The sequence below is a fragment of the Methylobacterium sp. GC_Met_2 genome, from assembly GCF_026540795.1.
In the GTDB taxonomy this organism is placed as follows: Bacteria; Pseudomonadota; Alphaproteobacteria; order Rhizobiales; family Beijerinckiaceae; genus Methylobacterium.
Window position 1 is genome coordinate 1 of sequence record NZ_JALNUM010000175.1, and the last position, 9,309, is coordinate 9,309.

8 protein-coding genes are annotated in these 9,309 nt (G+C 65.3%); 5 read left to right on the plus strand and 3 right to left on the minus strand.

Annotated features, from left to right (window positions below; all coding sequences use genetic code 11):
- Both OXS49_RS31495 and OXS49_RS31500 read left to right on the plus strand, forming a co-directional pair.
- Window positions 1–929, plus strand: a 929-nt coding sequence (locus OXS49_RS31495) for a phosphatase PAP2 family protein (RefSeq protein ID WP_267428497.1), incomplete at its 5' end; no start/stop codon positions are given.
- Between the two features lie 21 nt (window positions 930–950).
- Window positions 951–2,969: a hypothetical protein gene (locus tag OXS49_RS31500; protein ID WP_267428498.1), complete on the plus strand. Its 2,019-nt coding sequence runs from the start codon at window positions 951–953 to the stop codon at window positions 2,967–2,969.
- A 325-nt stretch (window positions 2,970–3,294) separates the two neighbouring features.
- On the opposite strand, the gene OXS49_RS31505 is transcribed toward OXS49_RS31500, so the two are convergent.
- On the minus strand, window positions 3,295–4,011 hold the full coding sequence (locus OXS49_RS31505) for a Crp/Fnr family transcriptional regulator (RefSeq protein ID WP_267428499.1): 717 nt from the start codon (window positions 4,009–4,011) through the stop codon (window positions 3,295–3,297).
- A 439-nt stretch (window positions 4,012–4,450) separates the two neighbouring features.
- Here OXS49_RS31505 and OXS49_RS31510 point away from each other — a divergent pair, with 439 nt between their 5' ends.
- Window positions 4,451–5,209, plus strand: coding sequence for a helix-turn-helix transcriptional regulator (locus tag OXS49_RS31510; RefSeq protein ID WP_267428500.1), 759 nt, complete (start codon window positions 4,451–4,453; stop codon window positions 5,207–5,209).
- Between the two features lie 134 nt (window positions 5,210–5,343).
- Here OXS49_RS31510 and OXS49_RS31515 read toward each other — a convergent pair whose 3' ends face one another.
- Window positions 5,344–5,706 carry a hypothetical protein gene (locus OXS49_RS31515; protein ID WP_267428501.1) on the minus strand — a complete coding sequence of 121 codons (363 nt, stop codon included), beginning with the start codon at window positions 5,704–5,706 and terminating at the stop codon, window positions 5,344–5,346.
- 26 nt (window positions 5,707–5,732) lie between these two features.
- On the opposite strand from OXS49_RS31515, the gene OXS49_RS31520 reads away from it, so the two are divergent.
- Window positions 5,733–7,349, plus strand: coding sequence for a cyclic nucleotide-binding domain-containing thioredoxin-disulfide reductase (locus tag OXS49_RS31520; protein ID WP_267428502.1), 1,617 nt, complete (start codon window positions 5,733–5,735; stop codon window positions 7,347–7,349).
- Between the two features lie 138 nt (window positions 7,350–7,487).
- Here the strand turns inward: OXS49_RS31520 and OXS49_RS31525 are convergent, their stop codons facing one another.
- A complete protein-coding gene (locus OXS49_RS31525) occupies window positions 7,488–7,646 on the minus strand; it encodes a hypothetical protein (RefSeq protein WP_267428503.1) in 159 nt (52 codons plus the stop codon).
- Window positions 7,647–7,766: 120 nt separating this feature from the next.
- Here OXS49_RS31525 and OXS49_RS31530 point away from each other — a divergent pair.
- On the plus strand, window positions 7,767–9,309 hold a 1,543-nt coding region (locus OXS49_RS31530), incomplete at its 3' end, for an HWE histidine kinase domain-containing protein (RefSeq protein WP_267428504.1).

The following is a 9,309-nucleotide window of genomic DNA, read 5'->3' on the forward strand; positions in this document are numbered from 1 at the left end:
TCGAGCGCGAAGGGATTATTACGAACGATCTCACGCTGCACGCGCCCGCACTTCCAGCGATCGACGCACCCGAGCAGCTTGAACGTTGGGAACCCTGGGTTCGTGCTTACATCGCGATTGGCGATCTGCTGCACGGTATCGTCTTCCAAGACACGCAGTCGGGCTTCAGGGTTTCTCGCGGGCCGGATCTGATCGCGCACGTCGATCGGCCGCAAAGAGCGACTTTTGCCGCTCAGATCCCGCTGGTCCTCAGCTGGGCGGAATTGCGCAGCGAGCGTGCCACCGAGATCATGGCGCAGATCGATCCACAGTACGCATTTTGGTCCTCGGTCGTCTATCTGCATCCCGATCGTACCAAACGCACGTTCGAACTACTCAACATTGTCTTGCAGTTCTGCGTCTATGCGGAGATGCGGCTGAAGCAAGCCTTGGCCTGCTGGCGTCCGGTCGAATACAGCGCCCAGGTGCAGCCGATGATCACGACGCCGGGGCATGGGAGCTTCCCCAGCGGACACGCGACGCAGGCCCATGCGGTCGCCCATGTTCTCAAGATGCTGCTCGGGCTCGAGCCGAAGTACACGCAGATCGTCGAGCAGCTCGATCGCCAAGCCGCGCGGATCGCCACGAACAGGGTCATCGCCGGCGTCCACTTCCCGGTCGACAATCTGGCCGGGCGGATGCTCGGCACGGCGCTCGGCGAATACATTGTCGGTCGCTGCACCGGGCAGGTGGCTTGTCCGGGTCGTACATTCGTCGCGTCCGCAATCGACAGCGCCCCGAAGACCGACTTCAACCCGTTCAATGCGGCCCAGACCGCGCTCGGGGCCCCCTTCTACGCACATGCGCCGGGCGGGCCGATCCCGGTCTCACCGTTGATGAAGCATTTCTGGACGCGGGCGCACGACGAGTGGGCCGGACGCTATCCGTGAGCGGTCGAGGAGGCTGTGGCGATGCGCGACGTCAAATCCGATCCCTGGTCCGATCTGCCAAAATGCTTTGGGCCCTATCTTCGCTATGCGATCGTCACGAGATTCCGCGATTTCGCATTGCTTCACAGCCGGACGCACAAGCTCTTCCTGCTCGTGGCGTTCAAGCGGGCGGGATCGGCATCGGCCTTCGTGAAGGCGATGGGGCGGGACGCCTCAGTCGACGTCGAGCTCGGCCCGGACAGCGCGCAGCGGTGCTTCGCCACCGTGTTCACGACTTTGGAGGGGGTGACGACGCCCCCGACTGCCGCGATATGGGACGCATTCGTCGATCAGGTCGAGCTGTCGCTCCCGATAAAGCGCGCCGCCGTGACGAGACGTCAGCATAGGGTTCATCATCGCCATCACCGCGCGCCTCACACACCGCCCGGCCCTGTTCTCATCGGCCTGCTCGACGATGGTTGCCCCTTCGCGGCGGCCCAGTTCCTAAGAGGTCCAGCCAGCACGCGCGTGCGGGGTATCTGGGATCAGGATCGGGGAAAATCGCCGATCTCGTTCCCGGACAACCAAGGCAACCTACTCCAGTTCGGCATGATTCCGGCTGATTTTCTCTACGGCGTGGAATTCAGACGCGCGCCTCTGCCCCCCTCCGCGCCAACAGGGCTCGATCTCAATGCGTGGATCGCGCTCCATGCCGGGAGCGGGAGCATAGATGAGGACGGCTGCTACGCGGACGCCGATTTTCGGCGGCTCCTGCTGCGCCAGTCGCACGGCGCGCACGTGATGGATGTTCTGGCCGGGATTATGCCGACCGCGTCGCGTGTCGGCCCCACCGGTCCTGGCACTGATAACAGGGATCCACCAAGCTGGCAGGACGGGACCGACCCGGCGTCCAGCGCAGACATCGTCTTCGTTCAGTTTTCTGAAGATTGCATCAAGGACGCCACCGGCGTGTGGCTGAAGGCCTACATCTTCGACGGCATCCGATACGTGCTGTCCTACGTCGACCCGGACCACACCGAGCACGTCATCATCAACATCAGCTACGGGATTACGACGGGCCCCCATAACGGCACGTCCGAGCTTGAAAGAGCGCTTGCCGCGTTCGTGGCGGACTTCAACGGCACGCCTGGCAAACCGAGATTGGAGATCGTGCTTCCGGCGGGGAACAGCGACCTCAGCGATAGCCATGTCTGCCACGTCGGCGGACCCGAACCGGGCGACATCTGTGAATGGGTCTGGCGCCTGTTACCCGACAACCCAGTCACGTGCTTTGCCGAGATCTGGATGCCCGGCAGCGCGGCGCAGATCGTCACCATCACGCTGACCGCGCCGAGTGGCGCGAGCGCCTCCTCGGCCGCTGTCCCACCGCCGGGTGCGCCAGCCGCGGCGTTCCAGGTCTCCTCGCCGATCGTGCAAGGCACGGACACGCTCTGGCTGTTGGCGGTTCAGGCGACCCAGGACGCCGCGGAACATGGCGACTGGCGCATCACCGTCTCGGGTATCCCGCGAGGCGCTGAAATGCATGCCTACGCGGCACGCAGCGACCCGAACATCGGCGTCCGCACCGGTGCCAAACGATCGTATTTCGTCGACGACGCGTGGCGCCTGGCCACGTCCGCCGAGGCCGATCTGACCTATGTCGACGGCGCTTTCGATGACGCCGGCTCACTCATCCGCCGCGACGGTACCCTGAACGGGATCGCCACCGCAGGCGACAGCAACGTGCATGTGGCGGGTGGTTACATCCTCGCGAATGGCCGCCGTGCTGCGTACTCGTCGGCGGGACCTGCGCGCCCTGGCCCGCTCACGCTCCGCGCGGGTCCGGACTTCCTGCTGCCTACGGACGGAACGTTCGCGCTCAAGGGCTTGCGGGCCGGCGGCAATAGAACCGGCAGCGTCTTCCGCCTGATCGGGACCAGTACGGCGTCACCCCAGCTCGCCCGTCAGCTCACGAACCCTCCGCTTCCGGCACCAACCCAGGTGCCTACCACGCCGGGCGAGATCGCGAAGCGCGGCGGCGGGAATTTGAAACCGGCGTGACGGCGCGTCGCGCGCAGGGATGCAGGCCGGCCGATGCGCGTTGCGACAAGACCGCTTTCGCCATGCGTTCCAGCGGTCGATACGGCTCTTCCTAGAAGACACCTGTTCTGCGCCAGCCTCCGCAGGGTGAATGCCAATACTTTATCGGATCTCAGAAAGCCCTGGTGTGAGTCGCCTCACATCGAGCTGCTGCGGGCTCGCCGGATCTCGCAATGAGAAAGGATGCTTGTTTCGAGCCAAGAAGACGGTCCTGTGCGCTCGATGAACTCGGTCGCCCCGCGAGTCGAGCTTTTCCGCATGAGAGGTCCGATCGAAGAAGGAGCAGTCAGCTTTGAACCTCCCCATCACCCAACGCGATTTTCGCCAGGGCTGCACGGTCGCGGATTGTGCAGGCTCCCGGAGCCAGCGCGATGAAGCCCTTGCGCTGCCAGACCGAGAGATGCCGGTTGATGCCCTCGCGGGACAGGCCGACCATGTGGCCCAGCTCGCGCTGCGTTGTGAGCACACGGACATCGTTGCGCTCCGTGTGTCCGGCCAGCGTAAGGAGCGTCTTCGCCAAGCGCTGCTCGGCGCAGACGAACGCGTAATCGGACAATTGCTGGCTCGTGCGCCGCAACCGCCCGCTCAAGATCGCCAGGAGTCTGACCGCGAGAATGGGAAAGTCGTTGAGGATAGGAAACAGGTCTCGCCGTTCGAGGAGCAGGAGGCAGCAAGAGGTCGCCGCGATCGCGTCAGCCGTTCGCAACCCGTCATCAAGCAGTGCGACCTCCCCAAAGACTTCGTTAGGACCAATCAAATTCATGATGAGTTCGGATCGGCCCTCCGGACAGCTCGTAGAGATCCGGACATGGCCACTGATAACTGCAAAGAGCCCATGGCTCTCATCGCCTCGGCTAAAGACACGCCGACCACAGTTGAACGTGAGGGGCTGAGCGCGCACGCTGAGGCGCTCGATGACAATCTGCGGCGCATCCCGGAACAACTCATGCCGCGACAGTGCGGTCCGCTTGTCAAAGACGGAACCGACTTTGCCGGACGACACGTGGCAGGCTCGCGCCTAACGGACAGCGTCGCGCGAACTGCGCGCGGATCTGGCCGGCAGTCCGAAGGACGACGCCGAAACAGAGGATGTCGACTGGCTGTCTCGTCTCAGTGCGCCCATGCTCGACCCCATACATCCTGTACCGGCCGGGTGCGACGGTACTTAGAGGCCGTCGAGTGGCGGGAAGACAGTATAAGCATGGGGCGATACAGGACAAGTTTGCCCTTCACTCTCAATCAAGCGCCTTCGGCCCACTGGTCCCGGGGGCATGCGGCCACGGGTGAGCCGGGATGGGGCTTCCAGAAGTCGAGCGAGGGATCGTTGCAGCCTTGTCTGAATCGTTTCTGTCGGCTCCTGCCGTCCGCGTCTGCCCCGCGAGAGTGACGCAGGTCACACCCGCTCGGAGAGGGGAAATCGTACGCTGCGGGCTCTCGAGAGTGTGTTCGACGAAATTGACGCGAGGCCGCAGATGCACGCATCCGCAAAACAGGCGTTCGTAGGATCTGGCAGCACGCCGGAAAGGTCTCACGATCAGAAGCGTACCCCATTTTACTGGGACGGTCTCGCGGACGAGCGCCGACGCGGGTTCGACCCAGCGTCTGTAGCTGCCGCGCTCGAAGCGTTCGTCGACCATTTCGAGGAGGGCGTGGCGGTCGTCGACAGATTCGGTTGCGCCCTCTTCTTGAACCGGGAGGCCCAAGGCATTGTGCGAGGTCCTCACCTGCGCCTTGCAAACGGCCGTCTAAGCGCCAGCGCGCCGAGTGGCAGTGTAGCGCTTCGCACGTTGATTGCCGACTGCGCGGCCAGCGGCCTTGGGGGGGCGCTTCGGCTCGGGGCTGAAGAGGAGACGCTGCTGATTGCGGCGAGCGCGTTTCCGTCAGGGGCCGACGCGGATGTTGATCGCATCGTGCTTCTGCGCCTGATCGATCCGGTCAATGTGCGGCCTCCAACCAAAGCGGCGTTGCAGGCTCAGTTCGGTCTAACGGCCACTGAAGCTGCGTTCGCACTTGAGATGCTGGCCGGAAATGATCTTGCGGCGAGCGCAGCACATCGCAGCATTACGCTCAACACCGCGCGGGTTCACTTGCGCCACATCTTTGAGAAAACGGATACACGTCGTCAATCCGCTTTAATGCGTCTCCTCCTGCTCTGCCCCAAGCCGATTGTGGAACAGAGTGCGTTAGCCGCACGCAGATAAGCCAGATCGGAACGCCTTTTAAGTCGTGATCGGGTGTGGTGTTCAACGGGTCAGATCAAGAGGCGCCCTTGCCCAGACAATCGGGAGATCCACCGACGCAAAAACGCCTTTATCTGTCGAAAGATTAAAATAGATTACATGTTCATTAAGTTTGAATTTACTACAAATTGCTCATGAAACAAATCACTAAAAATGAATGCCGGCGCTGTCCGTAGGCGGCAAACAATATTGTTCAATCCCGCGCGCTGTCGGAAACGTCCCTGCTGTGCGCCCATTGAACGCGCATGCTTCTCAGGCGCTTCCAAAATCCCCTTTGCCGTTATGCTCACGGTGGCAAGTGCCCGTCTGCTTTGCCGTGCTCCCGCTCCGAAGCGGATTTCGGTCAAGGCCGGGTTGCGGGTCCACGCAAGCGACGTCAGGCCACCGGCTTCGATCAAACAATCGCCCACGCCGAGGGGCTTGCCGGTAATGGCCGAGCCATCGATGCTGCGCCGCATCGGATAGTCTGCGACGGGAGCGATCCATGGAAACGATCGGCCGTGACCTGCGCGAGATGCAGCGCATCCCCCTTGCTGCATCACATGTCGCCGCATTGCGGGCGATCGGGACCGAGAAGCATTATCCCGCCGGCGCGTTTCTCGTCCGGACCGGTGATCCAGCCGATCGCTTCGTGTATGTCGAGGCCGGCGAGATCGAAGTCGTGAATCCCTTCACGGACGAGCGCCATCTCCCATCCACCCTTGGTCCGACCCAATTCATGGGCGAGATCTCGTTCCTGAACGGCGGCGTCTGGTCGATGCCCATGCGGGCGAGCGCGGATACGGTCGTCACCGAGGTGCCGCGCCCCGAGATGCTGCGACTGATGTCTGAGATCCCGGAGATGTCGGACATCATCATCACAGTCCTTGCCGCACGGCGGCGGCGGCAGCTCGACGCGCACGACGGCACGCTCGTGCTCATCGGTGAGGACGACGACCGCAGCGTACGGCGGATCGCCGAATTCGCGAGCCGCAACCGGCTTCCCTACAGGACCTATCCGCTGGGCAGCCCGGAGGCAGCGAGCGTCGCCACGGCCTGCTCGATCTCGGCGAACCGACCGGCTGTCATCTTCGGCCGGGACGTGGTCGTGACCGAGCCGACGCCCGCCAAGGTCGCGCGGTTGCTCGGCCTCGACTACAACCTCGTCGATGACGAGGCCTTCGACGTCCTCATCGTGGGCGGCGGCCCGGCCGGGGTGGCCGCGGGCGTCTATGCGGGTGCGGAGGGGCTGCGCGCGTTGGTCATCGAGGATCTGGCGATCGGCGGCCAGGCCGGCACGTCGAGCCGGATCGAGAACTACATGGGCTTCCCGACCGGGATCTCGGGCGCTGACCTCGTCTGGCGCGGCGAGATCCAGGCGATGAAGTTCGGCACGCGCTTCGCGATGCCGCGGCGCGTGGCGAAGTTGGAACGGCTCGAGGACGGATCGTTCTGTGCGACGTTCGAGAACGGCCGGCGCGTCCGGGGACAGGCCGTCGTTGTCGCGACCGGCGTCCAGTACCGGAGATTGCCGATCGACCGCCTCGAAGCGTTCGAGGGCGCAGGCATCTACTACGCTGCGACGGAGATCGAGGCGCGCTACTGCCGGAATGCCGAGGCGATCGTCATCGGCGGTGGCAATTCGGCGGGCCAGGCCGCGATGTATCTCAGCCGCTCGGCGCGACACGTTCGCCTCTTGGTACGCGGGCAATCGCTCGCGACCTCCATGTCGAGGTACCTGTCGAGCCGGCTGGAGGCAGACCCGGCGATCACCATCGAGTACGGGGCCGAAGTCACCGCCCTGCACGGCGACGACCATCTCGACGCGGTGACGATCCGCACCGTCGCCGACGGAACGACGCGCAGGATCTTGACCTGTGCCGTGTTCGTCATGGTGGGCGCCGCTCCCAACACCGGCTGGCTCTCGGGGCTCGTCGAGCTTGATGGCCACGGCTTTGTCCTGACCGGGGACGCGATCGGCGGGCGCTCGCCTTATGCGACGTCGCACCCAGGAATTTTCGCGGTCGGTGACGTGCGCGCCAACTCCGTCAAGCGGGTCGCAGCTTCGGTCGGCGAGGGATCGGTCGTCATCTCCAAGGTGTGGGAGCACGTTCGGACGTAGATCCCGCCGCCCAGCACGCATCCGACCGGAGCGCCGGATCCTCCAACGACCGGGCTCTCACGCCTGCGCTTGCGGCCCGGCCGGTCATAACGTTCGGCGCGGATCCCCGAATCGTCGGCGTCGAGGCCGGCGACGACGTCAGGCATCCACTGTCGCAGAGGCGGCGAGGAAATCGACGGAGGCGCGGATGCGGGGTGAGCGGCCCGCGTCGCTGACATCCACCCCGTGGACATCCTCGGCCGCACCTCGCTCATACGCCTCAAGCACCGGATCGAGCCGAGGATCAAGCGAGGCCAAGATGCCCCGGTGTCCGCATGGAGCCCGGCGCCACACCATGGTCGTAGCGCCAACCCGACCTAGTTCGGTGGCCGGGTCCCGAGACGCGACGGGGTAACCAGGGTCGGGAAGCAACCCTCGATGTCTCTGACGAAGCGGATCGTGGGCCTGGTCGTGCTGGCGCTGATTCCCGCCTTGGCTGTCCAGGGCTACAACGTGTACGCGCTTCGGGCCGCCCGCGCTGAAGCCGTCCGGAACGAGGCCATGCGCGGGGCCCGGGCGGTCGCGGCCGACCTGGGGCAGTTCGGTCGCGGGGCGCGGCAAATTCTCGGCATCCTGGCCGGCATCTCCGAGATCCGCGGCAAGGACGCACGGGCCTGCACGACGTATCTCGCGACGGTCGTCGGGAAGGTGCCGGGTTCGTTCTTCTTCGGCGTCGCCGAACCGGACGGGCGCATCCGGTGCAACACCATGGGGTCCCCGGTGGGGGCCTACACGGTCGCCGACCGGTCCTACTTCCAGGAGGCGATGCGCACCGGCGGCTTTGCCATCGGGGAGGTCGTGTCCGGCCGGGTTACGGGCCGGCCAACCATCCAGTTCGCCCAGGCCATTGCCGACGAGGACGGCGACGGTCGGCCCGACGGTATCGTGATCACCAGCATCGACCTGTCCTATCTTGCGGCCCGACAGTCCGATGCCGGGTTGCCGCCCGACGCCGCCCTCACAGTCGCGGACCGGCAGGGGACGATCCTGGTCCGCCTGCCTGACCACGAGGCGTGGGCGGGCCGGCCGCTCCCTCCGACCGTCTGGAAGGCGCTGACGGACCATCGGGGCAGGGTCGCCGACCTGACCGGATTGCGGGGCAACCCGCGGATCACGGCGGTGGCCGGTGGATCGCCGGGGGATCTCGACACCATGACGGTGGCGGTGGGCCTGTTGCCCGCCACCGCCTTCGCCGACATCGATGCCGCGACCCACCGCGGGATCGTTCTGATCGGCCTCGGAGCGATCTTGGCGATCGGCGCCGCGCTCCTGGCCGGACGCGCCTTCATACGCCGGCCCGTTCAACGCCTGCTGGGTGCGGCCGGCGCATGGCGTGCCGGCGAGCTGGAGACACGGACCGGATTGTCCGGGCACGGCGAATTCGGCCAGCTCGGCGAGGCGTTCGACGCCATGGCGGCGTCGCTGCAGAGGCACCAGGGGGAGTTGCGCGAGGAGGTTGCCCGCAGCCGCGTCCTGCAGGAGCGGCAGACGATGATGCTGCACGAGTTGAACCACCGCGTCCGCAACACCCTCACCACCGTTCAATCCCTGGCACGGCAGGCCCGCCGCGACGAGGACCGCGGCGAACGGCTTGAGGGGCGCATCCTCTCCCTGTCGAAGACCCACGACCTCCTCTCGCGCGACGACTGGGAGGGCGCCTCGCTGCGTACGGTGCTGGAGAACGAACTCTCCCCCTTCCGAGACCAGGAGGCACACCGCTTCGGTCTGCAGGGGACCGACATCGACCTGCCGCCGCGCTACGTCCTGGCCCTCGGGATGACGGTGCATGAGCTGACGACCAACGCGGCCAAGTACGGCGCGCTCTCGAACGAAACCGGCCGTATCGACGTCGCCTGGACGGTCGTCGTCGGCGAGAGCGGCGCAAGGCGGCTCACCTTGGACTGGCGCGAGAGCGGTGGGC

What these genes read in the sequence shown, in the direction of transcription:
- OXS49_RS31500 (WP_267428498.1), top strand. Translation starts at nt 951, where the DNA reads ATGCGCGACGTCAAATCCGATCCCTGGTCCGATCTGCCAAAATGCTTT.
- OXS49_RS31515 (WP_267428501.1), bottom strand. Translation starts at nt 5,706, where the DNA reads ATGCGGCGCAGCATCGATGGCTCGGCCATTACCGGCAAGCCCCTCGGC.
- OXS49_RS31520 (WP_267428502.1), top strand. Translation starts at nt 5,733, where the DNA reads ATGGAAACGATCGGCCGTGACCTGCGCGAGATGCAGCGCATCCCCCTT.